At 31.6% G+C, this 21,203-nt stretch carries 16 protein-coding genes; 15 read left to right on the forward strand and 1 reads right to left on the reverse strand.

The window, feature by feature from the left end:
* Positions 1-613: 613 nt before the first annotated feature.
* From METEV_RS11665 to METEV_RS11725, 14 genes are all read left to right on the forward strand, one after another.
* Positions 614-1,168 (forward strand): hypothetical protein, encoded by a 555-nt coding sequence (locus tag METEV_RS11665; protein ID WP_157197413.1) that lies wholly within the window; start codon positions 614-616, stop codon positions 1,166-1,168.
* A 496-nt stretch (positions 1,169-1,664) separates the two neighbouring features.
* Positions 1,665-2,207: a UPF0228 family protein gene (locus METEV_RS11670; protein ID WP_013195706.1), complete on the forward strand. Its 543-nt coding sequence runs from the start codon at positions 1,665-1,667 to the stop codon at positions 2,205-2,207.
* Positions 2,208-2,719: 512 nt separating this feature from the next.
* Positions 2,720-3,445 carry a hypothetical protein gene (locus METEV_RS11675; protein ID WP_157197414.1) on the forward strand — a complete coding sequence of 242 codons (726 nt, stop codon included), beginning with the start codon at positions 2,720-2,722 and terminating at the stop codon, positions 3,443-3,445.
* 183 nt (positions 3,446-3,628) lie between these two features.
* Entirely contained in the window at positions 3,629-3,799 is a 171-nt protein-coding gene (locus tag METEV_RS12485; protein ID WP_013195709.1) for a hypothetical protein, read from the forward strand.
* Between the two features lie 107 nt (positions 3,800-3,906).
* The gene (locus tag METEV_RS11680) at positions 3,907-5,109 is read left to right on the forward strand and encodes a right-handed parallel beta-helix repeat-containing protein (protein WP_013195710.1); all 1,203 of its coding nucleotides are present in this window, start codon (positions 3,907-3,909) and stop codon (positions 5,107-5,109) included.
* Between the two features lie 493 nt (positions 5,110-5,602).
* On the forward strand, positions 5,603-10,387 hold the full coding sequence (locus METEV_RS11685; RefSeq protein WP_013195712.1) for a TIGR04279 domain-containing protein: 4,785 nt from the start codon (positions 5,603-5,605) through the stop codon (positions 10,385-10,387).
* Between the two features lie 349 nt (positions 10,388-10,736).
* The gene (locus METEV_RS11690) at positions 10,737-11,210 is read left to right on the forward strand and encodes a type IV pilin (RefSeq protein WP_232216931.1); all 474 of its coding nucleotides are present in this window, start codon (positions 10,737-10,739) and stop codon (positions 11,208-11,210) included.
* Between the two features lie 327 nt (positions 11,211-11,537).
* Positions 11,538-11,909: a response regulator gene (locus METEV_RS11695; protein ID WP_013195714.1), complete on the forward strand. Its 372-nt coding sequence runs from the start codon at positions 11,538-11,540 to the stop codon at positions 11,907-11,909.
* 750 nt (positions 11,910-12,659) lie between these two features.
* Complete coding sequence (locus METEV_RS11700) at positions 12,660-13,295, forward strand: hypothetical protein (protein WP_013195715.1); 636 nt, start codon at positions 12,660-12,662, stop codon at positions 13,293-13,295.
* Between the two features lie 146 nt (positions 13,296-13,441).
* Positions 13,442-13,957, forward strand: a complete 516-nt coding sequence (locus tag METEV_RS11705) for a hypothetical protein (protein WP_013195716.1) — start codon at positions 13,442-13,444, stop codon at positions 13,955-13,957.
* Positions 13,958-14,350: 393 nt separating this feature from the next.
* Positions 14,351-14,704, forward strand: coding sequence for a hypothetical protein (locus METEV_RS11710; protein ID WP_013195717.1), 354 nt, complete (start codon positions 14,351-14,353; stop codon positions 14,702-14,704).
* Positions 14,705-14,776: 72 nt separating this feature from the next.
* Entirely contained in the window at positions 14,777-14,983 is a 207-nt protein-coding gene (locus METEV_RS11715; RefSeq protein WP_013195718.1) for a hypothetical protein, read from the forward strand.
* Positions 14,984-15,302: 319 nt separating this feature from the next.
* The gene (locus tag METEV_RS11720) at positions 15,303-15,731 is read left to right on the forward strand and encodes a recombinase family protein (RefSeq protein ID WP_269634965.1); all 429 of its coding nucleotides are present in this window, start codon (positions 15,303-15,305) and stop codon (positions 15,729-15,731) included.
* Between the two features lie 747 nt (positions 15,732-16,478).
* Positions 16,479-17,564, forward strand: coding sequence for a DMT family transporter (locus METEV_RS11725; protein WP_013195720.1), 1,086 nt, complete (start codon positions 16,479-16,481; stop codon positions 17,562-17,564).
* 994 nt (positions 17,565-18,558) lie between these two features.
* Here METEV_RS11725 and METEV_RS12160 read toward each other — a convergent pair.
* Positions 18,559-19,606, reverse strand: a protein-coding gene (locus METEV_RS12160; protein WP_157197272.1) for an IS630 family transposase whose coding sequence is annotated in 2 segments (ribosomal slippage) — positions 18,559-19,125 and positions 19,127-19,606 — 1,047 coding nt in all. Because the reading frame shifts where the segments join, the coding sequence is not laid out codon by codon here.
* A gap of 150 nt (positions 19,607-19,756) precedes the next feature.
* On the opposite strand from METEV_RS12160, the gene METEV_RS11740 reads away from it, so the two are divergent.
* Positions 19,757-20,989 (forward strand): PAS domain S-box protein, encoded by a 1,233-nt coding sequence (locus METEV_RS11740; RefSeq protein WP_013195724.1) that lies wholly within the window; start codon positions 19,757-19,759, stop codon positions 20,987-20,989.
* Positions 20,990-21,203: the final 214 nt, after the last annotated feature.

Raw genomic sequence — 21,203 nt, forward strand, 5'->3', positions numbered from 1 at the left:
AATCCCACCTAAAGTTTATAGTTTTAAGTTTAAAGTTTAAACTAATAACAAATATAGAAAAGCTGTACCAAAAACAAATTAAAAATTTATAATTAACTACATTTTAGATTCTTAAATTGATAGAAACGGCTTTGCCTAAAAACCTCTATATTTTTTGTGCAGATTAACTACTTTTTGTGCATTTGCTCTAAGGAATCAGGCTTCCGTTTCAGGTACTATTTGCACAAAAAAATGTCAAATGAATAACCCTGACACATAGCCTTCAAATCTAGTTTTTTAACTGATTATATAAAAAGTAGTTATCAACCTTAATTTTTAGAAATAAATGGATAGAAATAAACGAACTTTTAGATTTAACTCATATAAATTATTACGAAAATATTGACTAAATAGTAATTAATATTAGTTGTTAAATCTAATAATTATAGAGGGAGCCATGAAAACTATTTATAAAATATCGATTTGTATTGTACTATCAATAATCATTATTTTTGGATTTCTATCTTACCATAATATGTATAATCGCAGCCTTATACACCATTATACATATTCTATTAATATCGCAACGGATTCTCCTTTAGACAATGTCACCCTTTATATTCCACTCCCAGTGATGAACGATTCTTCTCCAGTAGGTCAAAATATGGTAGATGAATATAACGATAAGGAATCACGATGGAAATTTGCACTTGTGGATACAAAACATGGTCCTATGATCTCAATGAAAACTGACAATGTTGAACCAAGATTTGGTCTTAAGGGTGGAGGACCCGAGACATATACTGTTCCAATCGTATTCGATACAATGTTATTCGTTGAAAGGATGATAGATACAAAAAACTCCATAGATAATGAACCACTCATGATGCCTAAATATAATCTTAGATATACAGGCAATAACCACTACTACATAAATGGTGATGTTTATGAATATGACAGCAAGATATACGCCTACTATGAAACACCAAATGATGCTAATGTAGGTATCACGGTCAATTTTGATGGGTATAATGAATGGTGGACTGGAGGATCGACATCAAATCATTATCATGAAAATATTTTAATTGATTTGTCAGGACCTCAAAATGGATGGGTAACAATAAATTGTAAACTCGTCACTGGTGATGGAACATATCTTGGTATTTTAAAACACTTGCTTAAAATCTGAATGATAAATACGCTCTGTTGTGTTTTACTATTCTAGTCTTATAATTTGTTTTTCTAGTATCAATCGAAACAGTTCGATATTATGGACATAACATATTTATTGTATCATTATGTCAAGGAATACACGAAAGTAATGGGGGGGGGGTAAGATTTATTATCCTTATCAGATGGATTACTACAAAGCTGCAAAAGGATACGATAAATCGTTTCTGACGATGTAGATCCATCTTTTGCAACTGATGTATCTGAAATCGATACTGTAAGACCTATAGTATAGTTAGCGGAATAGCTCTGTTGTAGGGTAATCCTCATGTTCGAATCTGCCGAGAATATACAACCATGATGCATGGCCTAAGATATCTTTCTATAAAGAATATTGGTCGGTAGGCGAAGGTAATCAATATTTAGAAAATTGGGTCACTACCAATCACGTAACTGATATAATTGTTAAAAATTGATAGGTACAACCTTATTCATTTTTTAGGGGGAGGAGTGTAATGAAAAAGAGCAAATCAAAAATTATTAACATGCTATTATTGATTCTTATACTTTCGATAGCTGTGACAATATACCATATTGACTCAACTTATCTTAAACCAAATGAAATACCAGGGTACTATATTGCATTTGAAGATAATGTCACTGAACAAGAGATAGAATCTATTCTTACAAACTATGATTTGATTATTAATTACACGATAGAGTATGATGAAGGAAGACGTCCTTCATATTATACTTCAGTTGATAAAAATAATTTCACGTCTGTATACTATGGAGATTTATTATCAAGAACTTGGGCCAGCAGGGGCATGGTATCTAAAAATAATGACGATTATATCATCTCAATTCGTAAGCCAATTAACGATGAAGTTCTTGAGACTTTGGAGTCATACAATCTACAATTAAAAAAATTCGTGTGGTGTTATATTGATTATGGAACTGGGAGTCATGTTAACAGGAAAGACAGTATTAAAATAAAAGATAAACTTGAAAAAAATGAGAAAATATTGTTTGTAAGGTTTGATTATATAGTTGGATAAACAATAAGTAAGTTTTAAACTATATGCATATGACCAAGGTCAAGAAATAATGCCTGGATGGCCTGTATGGGATGAAAATCAATTCTAATTTTCAGCATCCTGATATTTTCTTGATATTTAAAAGGACAGGGTTTTAATGTTACAAAAACTGAACAGCAACTTAATATCTACTGTATTACTTGTAATATTACTACTCTTAACTTTATTATATTATTTGGAGGAATTCATACATCCCGGTGCATTATATTCTTTCTTTAGGTATATTAGTCAGTTTATTGGCGGTGTTTGTTATGCTCTTGGTATATTTGTTATAATCGGTATTGTAGGTTTCTTTTTAAGATATTTGGTTAAACGATTCAATTGAATAATTATTAATGGCTATCTTCTTTTGATTAATAGAAAGCAAGTGTATAATTATGTTCAAATCGAGAAATAAATTACTAATTTCTGGAATTACAGTCATCATCTTATTTTTCAGCATATTCGTACATATAGCGATTTTAAACTTTGATATGTGGAGATCAGCTGACGAAAGGAACAGTTGTACTTACGATGTTGAAATAACTGGTCTCTCAGATAAAAATGTTACAGGAAATACGACGATACTTGTACCAATACCTGCAACAAAAAGCGGAGATTTTCTTCCAGCTGCAGAGCAAGAACACCCTGATTTTCTGCAAGAACAGATTTTAAGATACATCCTCTGCACGCCTGAAAGTAAAATATCTGGACCATCTTTTAAAAACGAAACTGTATTACTTGATAAATTATCTTCTGGGGGTTATTGGGATGACTTCATCGCAAAAAAAGATGGCAAAATAATGATGGGTTTTAAAACTGATAATTCCCAGCTCCATGACATACATTTTGATAGATCCATAGTCGTCAATCATACCGACATATTTAATCCCATATACAATGGCAGCCTTATACTATATCCCTATGAAAACCTGCCTAAAATATCGATGAAACCATATGGGAATAGGAAAATTTATGCTCAATATCCTACTTATGAAAGCTGTGTTTATTTAAGTGACAATCTTAACAAAACAACTGTAGATATAGAAATCAGCATCACATGTTATAATGATCGTACCAATAGGCCTGATGAATATCAGGGTTACTATGAATGTTATGTAGAGAACAAGCACAGAACAAACCTCATAAACAGCACCGGAAGAATACCTGTTAACGTTACTCTTGAACAAACGATTGATCCACAGCCCCTTAAGCAATGAAAAATCAGTTGGTACTTAAAATTTAACAAATTGTTCATGGTCATCGATTTTTCAACAACCTGGTTTTTGCAAATGAATTGTTCGACGTCATGGATATAAAAATTTTATATGATGTCCTTGTTAGATAGGCATGTGAACATCAAATAAGGATGTTCAACAAAAGCCAAATTAAAGGGGGAAAATATGAAAGCGAAGTCGAGTACATTGTTAATGGTAATGGTACTGATAAGTATGGCATTTGTATCAGCTGTAATTGGACAAAACAATATATCCAATAAAACACAATATTCTGACAAAACGGACAACATTAGTTTAGAAAAAGCTGGATCAGCCGCTTTATTTCGCCTTTGGTAATTTGGAATAATCAATGGTGACATGGGTTAATCTTCAACTACTTTTGTTTTTATTACATGTTTTTAAAGAATTACGTAGTTCGAAAATGTGGTGGGAGGTTGAAAAACATGGAAATGAAACATCTTGCTTACTTTGTTTTATTTTTTGTATTAATTTCACCTGGTTCTGTAACAGCTGATACAATTATAGTAGATGACAAAACAGGAAATAACTATACTTCCATAAAAAAAGCTGTCAATGATGCTAATTCAGGGGATAACATTGTTGTTTATCCTGGTAAATATGTAGAAAATATAGTTATTGATAAAGAGGTATCCATAGAATCTAAATCCAAGAACCCAGAAAATACAGTAATTCAATCCAAAACACCAGAAAAAAATGTTATTCAGGTTAATTCTAACAAAGTGAATATAAGTGGATTTAAGATAATGGGTGCTAAAAACACGAACCAATCAGGAGTATATCTTGATAGAGTAGAAAAATGTAATATCAGTAACAGTATTTTTTCAAAAAACTTCAATGGTGTATCTTTTATCAAATCAGAATGGAATACCTTAGTCAATAATACTGTGAAATCCAACAAAAACCATGGTATTTATTTGAAAAAATCAAAAAATAATAGAGTAATAAACAATATTGTAGGTTCAAATAGCAGATACGGTATTTTTTTACAAAGGTCTATAAACAACAATATAATTACCAATCATATTCAAAATCATAGTAATAATGGAATACTGGTAGACCACTCAAACAACAATTTCCTAGGAGATAACAAATTTTTTGGTAATGAATATGGTATTTACATTCATTCTTCGCAATCCAATAAATTAAAAGTTAATAATATCTCAAACAATAAAATTGGTATCCAAGGAGGTCTTTCAAACAAAAATGAATTAATTAATAATAGTATATTGAAAAACAAAGTTGGAATCTTTTTGTACAAGTGTAATGGCAATGATATAATTGCCAATATTATAAATGAAAATATCCATAAAGGAATTCTTCTTCAATATTCTGTTGATAACAAAATAAGTAATAATACTCTAAATTCCAATGGTTTAGGAATAATCATGGAGGATTTTAGCAATAATAATACAGTACATTATAACAGTCTATCTAAAAATAGGGATAATATCAGAGCAAATTATTCTATAAACCAGATTAAAAACAATTACATGAATAATAACAGTAGCCAAAATCTTAATAGTGATAGCCATGAAATTCCTTTTATCAATTCCACATTTTTATTAATCTTGATTGGCACTGCATTTGTCTTTTCAAAAAATAAAAGAGGCAACAAACGGAAATGATTATAGGATATGATTATAAATCAGAAACTTTTCAGAAAGGAATATTTTTGTTCAGGTATAGTAAGGAATATGGATACCGTCTAAATCGATTATTCATGGTTTTGCCTAAATCAAAAAACAATTTTTATAAAATTTAACTTGAAAATTTGCTAAAAACTTAACTTTTTGATTGTTTTACATTTAGTCATACTTTTGAAAAAATTGTTAATTTCATAATCAAAGCCTGTCAAAGTAGTTTTTAGCTGGCCTTTTCTAATAGGTTAATCAGGCATTTTGAAATTTTTGAAAGTAAACTGATTGGACTTTTTGTGCAACTCGTTAACTTTTTGTGTGGAGGAACTTTTTAGGCAAAGCCGATAGAAACGAAAAATATTATTATAAAGAGCAAGATAACTATTAGTAAGTAAATATATTTAAAAATTAAACTCCTTAATAAATTGTAATTTGTTTATAGGATTTACAGTTAAATAATATTTAAAAAAGGGTGGATTTAATGAAGAAATCATGGATTTTTTTAACAACTATAATACTTATAATAACGTTCACAAGCGTAGCAAATGCTGCAGAGATGAACGATGAATACATAATGAATGCCACTTTGAAAGACAACTCGTTTTTATTTGCTAACCATAACGAATCCAGAACCGAGGGTAACTGGATCTCACTGGGTGGAGGAGAACCTGTACAGCTGCCAACTCCAATCAAATTCACTTATCATGGAGTAAATGAAACCAGTTTCTCAACTGATAGTAAAAACGTGGATATTAAACTAAACGTTAAAAATTACACGGATTATGTAATAGAATATCCATTTGAAACCCATCAGATGTATACCAACACAAGCGGTAAAAACAATGTCACATACCAGTTCAATGGTTCAAAATACTTTGCCAACAAAGAAACCCAGGTTGTCCTGATTGAATCGGATATTGGTTCTTTAACTGACATACTTGACAAGTTCAGACAGGGTCAAATAGACAGTATAAACGACATAACAAGTTTGGATAAAGTCAACAGTTTAGAAACCAAAGATTTGGATGATAACGGAGACACAAATGGTGAATTTGGAAACCTTGATGCAGGAGAATACAGTGTCTTAATCATACTTAGAAATGAACCTGTAATACTTTCTGCCACCGCTTTTGATGTGCTGGATTATGAATCATCAGTAAATGAAAACATCTATGAAGGTAAATGTGACGTTAATATAGGGTTAATAGATGCTCCTGACTCTGTAAATTATACTTATGCAGCTGCACTCATAAAACAGAGTGAATACAAAACCGTTGTATCGATGAACTTCAATGGTTCAAAAAGTGGACTTAATCTGTCTGTTAACAATGAACCAGTTGTTGATAAGTTCAATTTACTCGGTTTAAACATATCAAACCTAAACAGGACCGATATCAAAAACCGTGTAACTGATTTTATAGATGAGGGGAAACTATCTGCACAACTAAAATCTATCCAATCAAATAATACAACAATAAGTTTAGATACAAACGATTTAGAATCTGGAAAATACGTATTATTCTCAGGTGCAGTTAAAGACAATAATATTGTCGCATTTAACCAGTCATTTATATCATTAGGCCAAAAATTCAAGATTTCAGTAGATGATGCTACAAAATCTGTTGAACAGAATCAAGATGCTATCTATGACTTGAAAATCAAAAACATTGGCCTTAAGAAAGAAACTATTAACCTCACAAAAACCAAGGTTCGTGGAGTAAATGCTGAATTCAATGAATCACAAATCTCTGTGATGCCCGATGAAACAAAAATAATAAAACTAAAGGTTAGTAGTTCCCAAATTGGCAAAAATTACCCTGTAATAGTTAAAGCTTCAGCGGTTGGTTCTGAAAAAAGACAAGTGATAGCTACCAGAACAACTGTAATTGATGCTCTTGATGTAGATGTAGATTCGACCACAAAAACTACAGCCACTAATACAAACGCAACATACACATTTACTGTAACTAATACCGGAAATCAAGAACACACGTTTAATATCAGTAGTACTAATCCTTCTGACATCGGTATTCTGAAAAATGATAGTATAACACTTAAAGGAGGACAATCTGATACTGTAGAATATGTAGTTAATAGTTCAAGTAAAGGTGTATATGTTTCAGATATTACAGTTAATGAGTCCACAAACCATAACATAACTGAAACTTTGTTTGTTATTACAAATGTAAAAGACAAAACAGAAACTATATACGGATTTTCGTTAAGTACAGATGTTAAAACAAAACCACCTGTAGATGTCAACAAAAATGCCACATATAACATCACCATCACAAATACAGGTAACCAAAAGGATACTTACGATTTAACAGTTATAAGTCCGAGGACAAATAATACGAGTTTGAATAATTCAAAACCGGTCAACTTGAACCCGGGAGAAAAAACATTCAGGAAATTGAATGTTTCAGCACCAGTATCCGGTGATTATAATGTTAAAGTTGTAGGGGTATCCCAGAACTCTTCCAAGATGGATAAAGTTAATACTTTAACTAAGGTCAAAGATTATGGTGTGATTTTAACTGCTGACTCGTATTCAGCTACAGCAAACCCTGGGAACACTGTAAATTACACTGTTAATGTTAAAAACACAGGTAATGTAGAAGATGATTTCAAATTAACAAATAAAACAAACATCGATTCCATTGAAATGCCGTCTGTAATCAAAAATGTGAAACCAGGAAAAACCGAATCATTTGATGTTGCAATTTCAAACCCTGACAGTGGAAACTATAATGCAAATATAACCGCGATTTCTAAAAGCTACGTTGATATTAGCAATTCAGTAAACCTCTCTTTGAATGTAAGTGATAAACCTGACCATAGTGTTTCAGTCACTGCGAATCCAATTTCAGAAGTAACCGAGAACAATGAAAATGTCACCTATATTTTGAATATCAAAAATACGGGTAACATAAAAGATACTTATGAAATATCATCTGAACTTACTGATGCAAATATAGTTGATAATAAAACTACCTTATATCCAGGTGAATCCACAAGCATTACAGTAAATGTCAGTGGATTTAATGATAGCAATATTTACAGTATCCCTGTAAAAGTTAAATCAAGTGATTCCGGTGTTGAAAAACAGATAACACTCTATGCAGAAGTTATTAGTGCTGTAGATATAACAGCAACACCTGGCACACAAACAACTAAAGGTCATAATGCATCAAGTTATACAATCAAGGTCACTAATACTGGTGTACATACCCATACTTATGATTTAAAAGTTGCAGATAATTCATCAAATACCACTGCAAACCTAGCAATCAACAGCATTCCAGATTTAAATCCTGGTGAATCAACAACTGTGGACTTTACCTTCAACAACACACAGGATACCGATAGAAGAATTGAAGCTGTTATAAAAGCAGAAGTTCAGAATAACCCTGAAAAATCCGCTACTACAAGCGTTAGTACACTTTATTTGGAACAACAAAACGTATATGGCGTTTCTATAGATGCTGAAACAAAACAACAGAATGTTGGTAAAGATAAAAACGCGACATATTTCCTTGAATTGAAGAATCTCGGGAATACTAACAATTCTTTCAATCTGGAAATCGTTGAAGGTAAAGAAAAATACACTACATTCAAGAAAAAATCTGTTGATTTAAATGCAAGTGGTACAAACAATGATACAGAAATTATAAAACTTACACATTACCCAGAAGGTGTCGGTGAACATACAGTGAAAATAAACGCCAATTCAAGTAACTCAAATGATACTGTTGAAGACACTGTTGAGTTAACTACAAGAATTGTTGCACCTCCAATAAACAGCGAAATTATAAAAAGTGTTGTTGATGGACAATCCGCTGTGAAAAATTCAACTATAGACCCTTCAACTGTGAAGAATTCGTTAATTAACAATACAAATATAACCGATTCTACAGTTAAAAATTCAAAATTGGTAGGCAGCACGATTATAGACTCCAATTTGAACAACATTGAATTCAGAAATGGACACATAGAAAACAACAAGATTTACAACGGTACACTGGTCGTAGATGGTACTGAATTTGTAGTTAAAAATTCACAAGACCCTATCCATCTATCCAATATTATAATAGGTGTAGACAATTTTGATAGCAGTCTTAGTGGAATAGTAGGTGAAAATACAGAAATTGCAGCTGAAAATTCCAATGTGAGATTAACAATCGGCAGTGATAGAAACTATGTTGGCGGTACTCTTAGTGTACAGAGATCCAACATAGCTTCAAATGGTACCAGTAAACTATCAGATAATGTCGGCGGTTACGTAACTATTGAAGAAAGTGACAGTATCAATGAGTCATACGTTAAACTGAACTTCAGTTACAATCAAAATGATGTAGTAAATGTAGATGAAAATGATCTGTATATTTACTGGTATAATGAAAATAAAGATAAATGGGTACCATTAAAAAGTGCAGGTAATCCAGACTTCTGTAAAAGTGTTAACAGAAACATAGAAGAAAATTACGTCACAGCAACCGTAACTCATCTCTCGACATACTCTATAGGTCCTGTAGAAGAAACCGAGACTAAGCAACCAGATGGCCCCAGCGGTGATAGTGATGATGGTGTAAGTGGTGGTAGTTCAGGTTCAAGTTCAGGTTCAGGTGAACCTTATGAAAACATTGCTGACAAATCCGTCAAGATGAAATATCTTAATAAAAATGACCCTGTGAAATATGAATTTGAGGAGAAAAGTAATCCAATAAAATCAGTAGAATACACACCGCTTATCAACGCTGGTTATGTAGACGTTGTTGTAGAGATGTTAAAAGACACATCTACATTCGTTGACAACGAACCCAAAGGTAATGTTTACAAAAACCTGAATATCTTTATAGGTAAAGGTAAATGGGCAGAGAAAGGTAACTTGGAAAACCTAACAATATCATTTAGTGTGAACAAATCCTGGATTGACAGAAATAATGTCAATGCAGATGATGTGATATTATCAAGTTATGATGAGAGCTGGAACAAATTATCTACAACCAAGATAAGCGAAGACTCAAATAAAGTCTATTACAGAGCTAATATTCCAGAGTATTCACCATTTATGGCTATAAATACTGATAAACAAAGCGAAAGCGATAAAAGCACTAAAAGTAGTAAAAGTACTGACAATATAGATGATACCAATGAAAAAAGTGAAAGCGGACCTGGACAATCTGAAGGTATACCCGGGTTCAAAGCAACTTTCACATTAGTTGGTATGGTTACTATTGCCTATTTAATAAGAAGAATTAAATAAATTATTAGAGTAAAATAACCACTTTTTAGTGGTTATAACTTTTTTTATTTTCAAAAAACTGGAAAACTTTCTCAAAATAATAAGATTTATATAGCTTTAACCATTAATATAAAATTGGAGTCTTAATATTTTTAGATTCCATTAGGAGAATGTTAAGGTTACCTTCTATTAACCTATCTACTCTTTAGAATGTTTTCCAACATTCTCCTCATTTAAACACGAACAAAAAATTGTTAATGTATTAAAAATACAAAAACAATTAGGAAACCATAAACACTTGTTAAATAGATTTGTAAAACCAGATTATAGGAAAGAGGAGGAGTCCTGTATTAAAAATAAAATTAGTAGCATGATAAATGACAATAACGATGCAGTATCACCAGTTATAGGTGTTATCTTAATGGTTGCAATTACTGTTATCCTTGCAGCTGTTATCGGATCATATGCTTTTGGTCTAGGTTCACCAGAACAAGCACCACAGGCAAGCATAAGTGGAAGTGCAGATACTGAAAATTCAACACAGATTATAAAATTAGAACATCAAGGCGGAGAATCAGTATTATTTGAAGATACTGCAACTAAATTGACAGTAAACGGTAAAAACGCTGGGTTTAATCTAAGTAGTACTGAAAATAAAAGGTTTGAAACTGGTGACGTGTTGTACATCGTTAACGTTACAGACGGTGATTACAACGTAACAAATTATGTCAATAATAGTGTAAGCCATTTGAATTCGACTGGAGAAACTACTACAAGCGTTAAAATTGTAGATGGTACAAGTCAGCAGTTGATAGCAAATATGAACATAAGGCTACCTAACTGATATTTTATACATATTTTATTTTTTTTTGACGAGAACTGGCCTTTTATATTCATATGATGAGACCACAAATGAAATAAAAATATTTAAGTAAAAAATCATTATTAACTGTTAATATTATCTAAAAGATAGGTCATAAGGAGCTGTATATTCAGTTCAAAAAAGGAATATAATAGCAAAAAATAAATTTGGCTAATTAAAAAATCTTATCTCAGGTATATATTAGTTTTGTGGGGGCGATTTTATCAAATTTCGATGAAGAGTTTAACAAAACTGGTAAAATTTATACCTTTAGTTGTTAAAAATATAAATTAAAATGGGGAGACCTTAATGGTAGATCAAAGTATATTAATTGTTGAAGACGACAAATGTAATAGAGACTTAATTAGTGATATACTGGATTTGGAAGGGTATTATATAGATACTGCTATTGATGGGGAAGAAGCACTCAGAAAAACTAAAAACAAAAAATATGAATTGATAATTCTTGATATAAAACTACCAAAATTAAATGGATGTGACTTACTATCCGAATTCAGAAAATGTCCTGAAACTAAAAATACACCTATTATAGTTCTGACTGCTCATGCTATGAGAGGAGATAAAGAAAAATTTGAGAGTTTGGGATGTGATGAATACCTTTCTAAACCAATAGACGTTACAAAATTTACAAAAGTAGTAAATAATTATGTTAAAGCATAAACTTTTGAGCATACTATTGGAAACTACTTAAAAATCAAATATATTAAAAATAATTATGTGTTTATTAATCAAAGTTTAAAGTTTAAAGTATAACCTAATACGCTTTCAGAGAACTTTGGCCAAAAATTATGATAGGTTTTTAAGAATAGATTCTTTGGTCAAAGCCTTACAAAAAAATAAAATCATTAAACCAGTAAAGCAGGATTCACCTTCCAAAAGATAGAAGTAGTTGACTCCTGGAATAGAAATTTTCTATCACCTTAGAAGTAATGTGTATACTTGGAGGAACCTCCCCGAGAATAAGAAGTTTAAACTTTATACTTTTAAGTAAATAATATTAAGTATCAAGTTAAAAGTATATATTATTAACATGAAATGTTTATTTTTACTTGTTTATAAGTAAAAAATATCAAATTTTCTATACTAGCCATAACAAACAACTTAAAAAGTAAAACTTTAAACTTAACACTTTTTTCCAAAATTAAATATAAAGTTAAAACTATATAGTATTACAATGTTTTACTTACTTATAAGTAAAATATACGGATTTGGTTAGTAAATCATCATAATAAAAAAAAATATTAAGTCATCAACAAAAAAATAATAATTTAAAAAGTTACCTATGTGTTTCAATGTCAATTCGTTACAAACACTATAAGAATAAAGGGATTTATACCGATACACCCACCATTAAGCAACAAAAAATATCCAAAAAAACATAGCCAAAATTGAATTAAAAGGAAATAAACAATGGCCAAAAAAAATAATTGGAGATGGGAATCCGCTGTAACTGATATCGTAATTATAGATACTGATACAAAAATCCCAAATAAAATCCTTCAAACCCATGGAAACAAAACAGGACTACATGGTAGAACTCATATTGTTAATGTTAACAAAAAAGAGTATACCTATTACTATCCCGGCATACTGGACCTAATTTTAAATATCGACCTCGGAAACGGAATATACCTTATACCCGAAAAATATGCTGAATTTTTTGAAAAATGGTTACATGAACAGCGATTGCGTACCATTAGAACTGAATACATACCGAAAGGGTTGGATTTAAACAAGAATTACCTGGAACAATTAAAGGAAGATGCATTATTTGATTTCATGAAAGATTCAGGGTTTAAAAATGTAAACAACCTCAGATGGTTCCCGGAATATGATGAAGCTGCACTAGATTTGTTGAACAAGAACAACAAAAATACCGTTGAGACCGCATTATCAAAATTATGGAAAATAGATTGGACTAAAAACAAAAAGATTACAGAAGAGATGATATTAAAATACGGTATAAATATCGATACAAAATACATCGAAACTTCTGCCTGCCCTGCAGCTGAACTTAACATTAGATATTTAGAAAATCGATACTGAATGAACCTATATTAGTTATTACTTTTTTCATGTATTACGACTATGTTTAACAAACTTAAAATATAGTAAAAAATATAGGCAAATTGTAAACACAGGGTGTCGACATAATACCTTTAGGAAATAATCTAAAACAAAGGATGAAAAATATGGCAAATTGGGGAAATTACGAAAATAAAAACGTGACTGATGCTACTAGAAAATTGAGTAAAGAATTTACTTTTTTCACAGGACAAGAAATAGATGTTGGAGAATGTATGAGGGTTTGGCGTAATGAAAATCCAGACAACACTCGAGGAATGTACGCAGATGTAGCCCGAGAATTGGATAGAACCAAAGAAAGGCAGACTGTTCAAAATGGAGAGTATGTAAATTATATGGACACGAACCGCGGTCATGTAAAAGTAATACATAAAAGAATCAAAGAAAAAACTAAAAAATCCATTGGAACTATAATGTTAGCCATCAAAATGGGATTAATTAGTGAAAAAGACATGGAAGAAATTGTAGCAAATATCATGGATAATTTTGATTATTATTACCAAATGACAGAAGAAGCTATTTTTTATACTGATGAAGAAGAAATTGAAAATTTTGTATTAAACGTTTTGAAAAATGAGAATTTATACTCAAGTTTATCGTCTAATGAACCAGCTAACGACTAAATACGTTGGTTTCCTTTGACCCCTATACCCCTTTCTCATGAACAAATTCAAAATTTAATATCATTTTTGATATACAGCCACACACTAAATCAGACATTTTTACATATTTTGTCTAATTTAGAGTTATTTTTATTTCTGGAAGATCTACAAATTCAGGATTATATCTATTATTATGTTAGACAATAGAAAAACTATATAAGACATTTTAACACAAACGGTACATTCAGCTTTTAATACACTGTTTTTATTTGGCTTAGTAGCCACATATAGTTTCCTTGATAGTGTTTTCTTATGAATACTTATAAAAAATATTGGCCAGGATTAATGGAGAAAGTAGAATTGTATAAAAATATATAATTCTACCTTTTTACAAGATAGGAAAAAAAACATGGTATGTATTCTGATGTTGCTCGAGAATTGGATAGAACTAAAAATAGACAAAAAACCAGCAACGGTGATATAGTAGAATATGAAGATTCAAACCGTGGACACATCTGGACTATTGAAAAAAGAATCAATAGCAAAACTAAAAAATCTATAGGTACCTTAGCATTAGTTATCAAAATGGGACTAATTAATGAAGAGGATTTGAAAGATATTATATCCGATACATTAAGAGAATTTGACTATTATTATAAATTGACCGAAAATGCTGTTTTTAAACTCGATGAAGATGAAGTTGAAGCTCTTGTCATGAGCATAATTTCCGGTAACGAAGAAAAAATTGATAGTTTATTCCAAGAATGATTACTCGATTTTTAAAAAATAATGGTGAACGAATAATTAAAATATATTTAAAAAGAACATAAATCAGGAAATATGAGTTACGAAGATAAAGTTATAAATGCAATAGATGATGGTTACAAGGAACACCTTGACAAAATCGTAAAGGTTGAAAGAGATTTACCAGATGTACCAATACCATTTTGGGAATATCAGGATGTGAGGATAAAACCGCATGAACTGAAAAAACTATTCCTTGAATACGAAGTTATAGAGATGTTAATATGTATATTAGAACAATAGAAAAATACTCTTAATTTGTAGCAAATTTGGTTTTGTAGAAATGTTTCATATTCAAATATCTATTAATAATATATTTAGATGTGTTTTCGAAGATTGATTATGCTTCTTAAATCTTGCTTATTAGTGCTGATTTCAATAGGGTTTCTAAAAAGCCTGCTTTTTTCCAAGAAAAACCATATATATACTTGATTTCGTGTCGAGATTAAATTAAGGTTATGAAAAATTTTCACAAGAACCATAATCTACACTTTATTTCCGGAGGAACTTCGAATAATCTTTATTTTTTAGCAAAACGAAATGTTCCATTAATGGGTATGAAATATCCAGGTTAGGTAGAACATTCCTAGAAACTCTTAACCTGGTGAATTGGTTAGAAAAAAGAGGGGTACAAGTCATATCTCTATCTCCTGGTGAATCCTGGAGTACAGTACAGGATAAGTCATTTAGACAATTCTTAATCTCTATTTTTTCATGGGTCGCAGAAAATGAGAGAAACGTATTAAGAGAAAGGGTAAAAGTAGGTATACAGGAAGCTAAACAGAATGGTAAACAGATAGGCAGACCGACCAAAGAACCAGATAAAAAAACTGTGATGAAATACAGAAAAAAAGGTCTTACTTGGGCTGAAATTAGTAGAATTATGCAGATACCCACATCTACTATGTATAAATATAAAGAAAAATGGGAACAGGAAGATAGACTTAACAGAGTTAAAAATGCAGGAGATGATGAAAATGAAATTAGCTGAACTAGTAGAACCAAAGGCAAATATTGCATAAAACTTGCTTATGGTTTTTTGTTCTTTTTTTTCTGGCTATTTCTAAAAAGTATTATTATAAATAGCATATTCTATTAATGCGTACTATTTACATTAGGAATAAATGTAGATAAGTAATTCTGGTTATATTTATTTCATTTTGGGTTTTGGCCATTAAATCCTTGTTTTTGTTTAAACATAGCAATTTTTTAATATCTGTAGTTATATTTTCAGATGAATTTACATGGTCATATTGGATATACAAACAATCATTGCGAAAATATAGGTAGAAATATTCATTTTCAGATTCATTCCATCTCTTAAGCCACTGATGACCTACAGTACTTGAAATTCCCACTCGTTTAAAAGAGACTACTAATACTGTTACCTTCATAGCGATACTTGATGAAATATAATCTTTTCATTACCCTTGATTACTTCTATGTTTTATAAGGTCTAAAAGATCATTGTAAGTGATATGATTTTGAACGGGAATTTGTTCTAATTTTGTCATAATATGATTTATTGCTGTTATAATTCATATATACTGAGCTCAACTAGGAAAATAATTTAAAATTGATAGGGTTTTTAAAGTTGTTATTCAAAAAAACTTTAATAAGACCTTTGATAACGGGTATGTTATTCGTTTTTCATTTTATTGCCGGGTATTTTCACACGATTAGTTTATCATGCTGCTATCTCCGGCACAAATAATCTTAGAAAAGAGGTGGCAAAAGAATGGGTGATGTTGAAGCTCTGAAAAAACAGGAGCAAAGGAAAAGAATAAACAGTGGATATATGTGGGCTCTTATATGTGCAGTTTTCTGGGGATTGTGGTATATTCCGGGAGAGATTATATGGAATATCAATCCTTTCAATGAAATGCTTTCTGAAGTTTCACATATGATGAGCAGTAGTGGTTCGATGGTTGTAGTTGCTGCAGAAGTATCGGCTTTAAATGCATTGTTTGCAGTACTATCGCTTATTATCTGGAATGGTTGTCTGCTGAGATTGAATGAACTCGGAAGAACCATTAAAAACTTTAACTTATGTTCCAAATGGCTTCTGGCAGGATCTGTTTTGGGAGGACCTGTTGCAATTTTTGGCTCATTTATGGCAATGGCATTTATTGGAAGTGCTTTTGCAGCAGTCGCAAGTCTTCTATATCCTGTTGTCGGCTCTGTAGCAGCATTTTTATGGTACGGTGAAAAAATAACCAGACGTGCCAGTATTGGTATATTCATAATCATAGTGGGAAGTATATCCATATTTGGAGGTAAATTTATACACGACATTCATAGTGCTGGAGGACTACAATGGCTTGGATATCTGGGAGGTTTAATGGCTGCATCTGGATGGGGACTTGAAGGTGCTATTGCAGGGATAGGACTGGAGTTTTCAGAATCTGACACCGGTCTAACTGCAAGATTTATATTTGAATTGCTGTTTTGGTGGCTCATCATTATACCAATATTTGCAATAGCAGGATTCCCGATGTATGAATATGCAACAGCAGTATTCCAACCGGTTCCATTGATGGTTCTGGCATTTACAGGACTTGCATCAGGTTTTTGTTATGTCACATGGTACAAATCTTTTCCACTTATCGGTGTTGGACGCGGACAGGGTGTGGCGAACTTGTACGGTTTGATATCTATAATATTATTGTTACTGTTTGTGGGTTCAACACCAGGATGGACGGTATTTATCGGAGGATTGTTATGTGTTGCAGGTGCTGTTGTGATGTTTACAGAGGAGCCCCTTGAAATCGAAACACTAAGAAACCAAAACACAGAAGGTTTAAAAATGGAGGATGACTTTTAAACCTTCTTTTTACTTTATTTATGTCGATAACTCAAGGTTTTTTGTTTATATTTATCCGCGATAAACACATCTATCCAACCTTATGCAAAACTGATATTAGCTGTTAATTGTTTAAATGTTTCAGAAACCAGTTGTTTTATATGATCGGTATCGATTATGAATAATTCAGATATACCCTCTGATACTTTTCCATATGAACTCGATGACAGATTCACCGTTATAGTGTATAAAACCCGAAAGTATTCATCGTAATAGTACATAAGAAGCTACTATTTATAATAATAGATTTGTTGATTCTCTATTATCTCTCAAACAAAAAACCATACAAAAAATACAATCACAAATTTACGTTAAAATTAATTGTTAACATAAATCGTTTTAAAATATATTATATAATATAGTATTAACAGTTAATGTGTAATAATTACAACAGGATGGACATCTTTATGAAAATGAAGGTATTCTTCCTTCTAAATCATAGAAAATTTTTATTTTTAAAACCAAAAAATTAATTGAATATGATGTTCATAGTAGTTTTATCAAGGAAAAGAAAAGTAGCAAAGGAATAAAAGAGTCTCAGAGAGGGGATATGCGTGCATTTTCCTTTGCTATCATATTGATACTATACATATCTTATATTAATTTTTTATGTTTTATAGTAAACAGAACCAAAATGTTCATCGTTTCCAAATTTAGATAATTTTTGCTCAACTAAATCAAAGAGATAGGCTGAATGATGTCCTTTTTTTGTACATAGTTTCAATTCCCTTCCAATATAAATTAGGTATCTACAATAGAAAACCTGTGCCTCATAATATAGATGGACATAACTACAAAAAACCCCAACAAACTTGGTGCGTATATTGCTATTAGAAAAATTGATATAAAAAGTGTTTTTAAGTATTTATTAGGCAAAGGATATGCACGCATTTATCTCCTCTTAATGAGGTTTTTTGTTCCTTTGCCTTTTTAGTTACATACTATAGTCTTTAACTCAATGAATTATACTTCTGATTTGTACATCGAATTTTTTCATCCAAGCTTTAGCAAATGACAGTGAATTTCCGATCTTCATGAACACTGTTTTTATGATTGACCTCATATGCTGTTTTGATTGAACAAACCTTACAGATATTTCTCTTTTAATAGATTTCCATATGAACTCAACGGGGTTTAAATCAGGCGAATACGGAGGCAGGAACACCAGTATAATACCCAGTTGTTTCGCTTTCATGGTCGTTTTCAGTGCATGATGTGCTCTGGCATTATCCATAATCAACACGATAGGTCTACCATGATTGATTCTTGATATTTCCTCGAGGAATTCACAGACATCATCAGATTTTGATGAATCTTTGAATTCGATCAGGTTGTTACCGTTTATGGAATAAAATGCAAAAGCATTTGCTTTTATGTAATCCGTGTTCTTGTAAATCACGGGTTTATCAAACGACCAGAGTCTCTGTGTATTGGCTCTGGTCTGTGGAGACGATTCATCCATGAACCCTATTACATAGGGTTCATCGGTCTCAGTGTTTAAGAGAGTAAGTATGTCTTCGAGGTTTTTTTAAAATCTCATCAGCATTTTCAGGTTTTCTGTAGTCGTAAGTATATGGTTTGGAATGTTTCATGCCAAACTGTATCATTATGATTCTTATCTGTTTGAGAGAATATTCAACCCCGTACTTTTGTATAACGAGCTGCCTGACTTCATTAGTAGTCCACAGGCTCCTCTCTTTAAGTATATCCTTGAGTTCATCAAACTGTTGTTGTGTGAGTTTGTGTTCTCTGCCCTTGCTTACCATAGGAACTAGTGCCTCATAACCACCTTTATTCCATCTATCCTGCCAGTAATACCCGGTCATTTTAGTGATACCAACTTTGTCAGCAGCTTCGCTGACAGAGTCTCCAAGATACCTGAATTTGCAGAAATATAGCCGTCTCAACATCCTGGCATTAGTCTCGGTTTTTATTAGAGTGTTGAGCTGGTCAAGTGTCACATGATGCTCAATATCTATCTGGTCTTTTCTTCGTTGTTTCATAAGAAGATATATGCTGTTTGAGTATAAAGAGCTACGTATCAAACTATAATTGATTTATACACCTGATTAAGTTTTTTGTTCTACTCTAAAATGTAACTACTGTAACGGTATATTTATCAAACTTATATCTATATATTTTAGTAGGGTATAATGACAGATAACAAAGAATATGCTAGCTCTCATCTTAAGGAATTTTTTTATTTATTTAACAATATGAATGATGCAGCATTTGTACATGACCTTGCTGGCAATTTCCTGGACATTAATAATACAGCTATCCAAAGATTAGGGTATCCAAAAGATGAATTACTTTCAATGGGACCCCATAGTATAGATGCTCCAGAATATGCAGAAAAAGTTAATAACATCATAAAACAGATTAGCGAAGAAAAACAGCTAACCTTCGAAAGTGTGCATATTACAAAAAGTGGCGAAAGGATACCTGTAGAAATCAGTTCCAATATAATCCAATACAAAGAACAACCAGCGATTCTTAGTATTGCACGTGATATCACCGAAAGAAAAAGAGCGGAACTTAATGAAAAAAGGTATAGATTACTTTTTGAAAAAGCAGATGATGCTATTTTTATCTTAGAAGGAGAAGGTGATGGTACAGGAAATATTGTTGATGCAAATCAAAAAGCAGCAGATATCCACGGCTATTCCTTAGATGAAATTCTTAACATGCATATAACAGATCTGGGTACACAAAGTGTTGCCGATGAGTTTCCTCTCCGATTGAAGCGTGTCTTTGAGGGTGAATGGATAAAAGATGAATTGAACCATCTGGATAAAAATGGTAATGTTATCTGGATGGAAGTAAATGCAGGACAAGTGGAACTGGATGGTCACAAATATATATTCGCCATTGAAAGAGATATCACCTGGAGGATACAACTGGAAACAAATCTTAAACAAGAACATGATCAGTTAGAAAAACAAAACCAGATAAGAAGTATATTAACAGGAATACTCCCTACTTTATTAAAGGAAAGTCCCAAAGAAAAGAGGAGAGTAATTCTCAAACAGATGCTTGATATGATTGAAAAGTGTATGTTTCATGGTGAATGTTTAAATATGACTCAATTTGAATATAATAACATTAACACCAGTAATGTAGGATATATGAGTTGTGAAGTGATAAACCAACTTGGTGGGGATTTTTCAGTAGACACATCTAATCAGAATGATGTGCAATTTGCCATCAAGGGCACAGGATGTCCATGGGGGATAGAGCAGGCAAAAATGAATCCTATTCTATGCAATCTGACAAATGGTATTATTGCACGGACTGTTTCAAATGTATACAAAAATCCTAACGTTAAAACCATGAAAACAATGGGTAATGGCGATGAGTGCTGTTATTTTTTAATACATCATTGAACTATCACTTGTCTAAAGACCAAGTAGTTTCAAGAGGTGTTTATTCATAACAGAGTCTTACTTTTTCAATCAAAGATTAAAAGACATTTGTAAGTTTACTATTTAAAGAGTCCTTTTTGAGTAGTTCATACTGTACTGTTCAGTTAAAGATTATTTATAGTTTAATCATTTCATTTACATTTTCACTAACTTTTTCTTTAACTAGCGCCGCAAG

It is taken from the genome of Methanohalobium evestigatum Z-7303 (assembly GCF_000196655.1).
GTDB lineage: Archaea > Halobacteriota > Methanosarcinia > Methanosarcinales > Methanosarcinaceae > Methanohalobium > Methanohalobium evestigatum.

Bases quoted from the DNA above. Each gene is read 5' to 3' on its own strand.
- METEV_RS11700 (WP_013195715.1), top strand. From the start codon at position 12,660: ATGGCCAAAAAAAATAATTGGAGATGGGAATCCGCTGTAACTGATATC.
- METEV_RS11740 (WP_013195724.1), top strand. From the start codon at position 19,757: ATGACAGATAACAAAGAATATGCTAGCTCTCATCTTAAGGAATTTTTT.
- METEV_RS11690 (WP_232216931.1), top strand. From the start codon at position 10,737: ATGATAAATGACAATAACGATGCAGTATCACCAGTTATAGGTGTTATC.
- METEV_RS11695 (WP_013195714.1), top strand. From the start codon at position 11,538: ATGGTAGATCAAAGTATATTAATTGTTGAAGACGACAAATGTAATAGA.
- METEV_RS11680 (WP_013195710.1), top strand. From the start codon at position 3,907: ATGGAAATGAAACATCTTGCTTACTTTGTTTTATTTTTTGTATTAATT.
- METEV_RS11705 (WP_013195716.1), top strand. From the start codon at position 13,442: ATGGCAAATTGGGGAAATTACGAAAATAAAAACGTGACTGATGCTACT.
- METEV_RS11675 (WP_157197414.1), top strand. From the start codon at position 2,720: ATGTGGAGATCAGCTGACGAAAGGAACAGTTGTACTTACGATGTTGAA.
- METEV_RS11710 (WP_013195717.1), top strand. From the start codon at position 14,351: ATGTATTCTGATGTTGCTCGAGAATTGGATAGAACTAAAAATAGACAA.
- METEV_RS11725 (WP_013195720.1), top strand. From the start codon at position 16,479: ATGGGTGATGTTGAAGCTCTGAAAAAACAGGAGCAAAGGAAAAGAATA.
- METEV_RS11665 (WP_157197413.1), top strand. From the start codon at position 614: ATGAACGATTCTTCTCCAGTAGGTCAAAATATGGTAGATGAATATAAC.
- METEV_RS11685 (WP_013195712.1), top strand. From the start codon at position 5,603: ATGAAGAAATCATGGATTTTTTTAACAACTATAATACTTATAATAACG.
- METEV_RS11670 (WP_013195706.1), top strand. From the start codon at position 1,665: ATGAAAAAGAGCAAATCAAAAATTATTAACATGCTATTATTGATTCTT.
- METEV_RS11715 (WP_013195718.1), top strand. From the start codon at position 14,777: ATGAGTTACGAAGATAAAGTTATAAATGCAATAGATGATGGTTACAAG.
- METEV_RS12485 (WP_013195709.1), top strand. From the start codon at position 3,629: ATGAAAGCGAAGTCGAGTACATTGTTAATGGTAATGGTACTGATAAGT.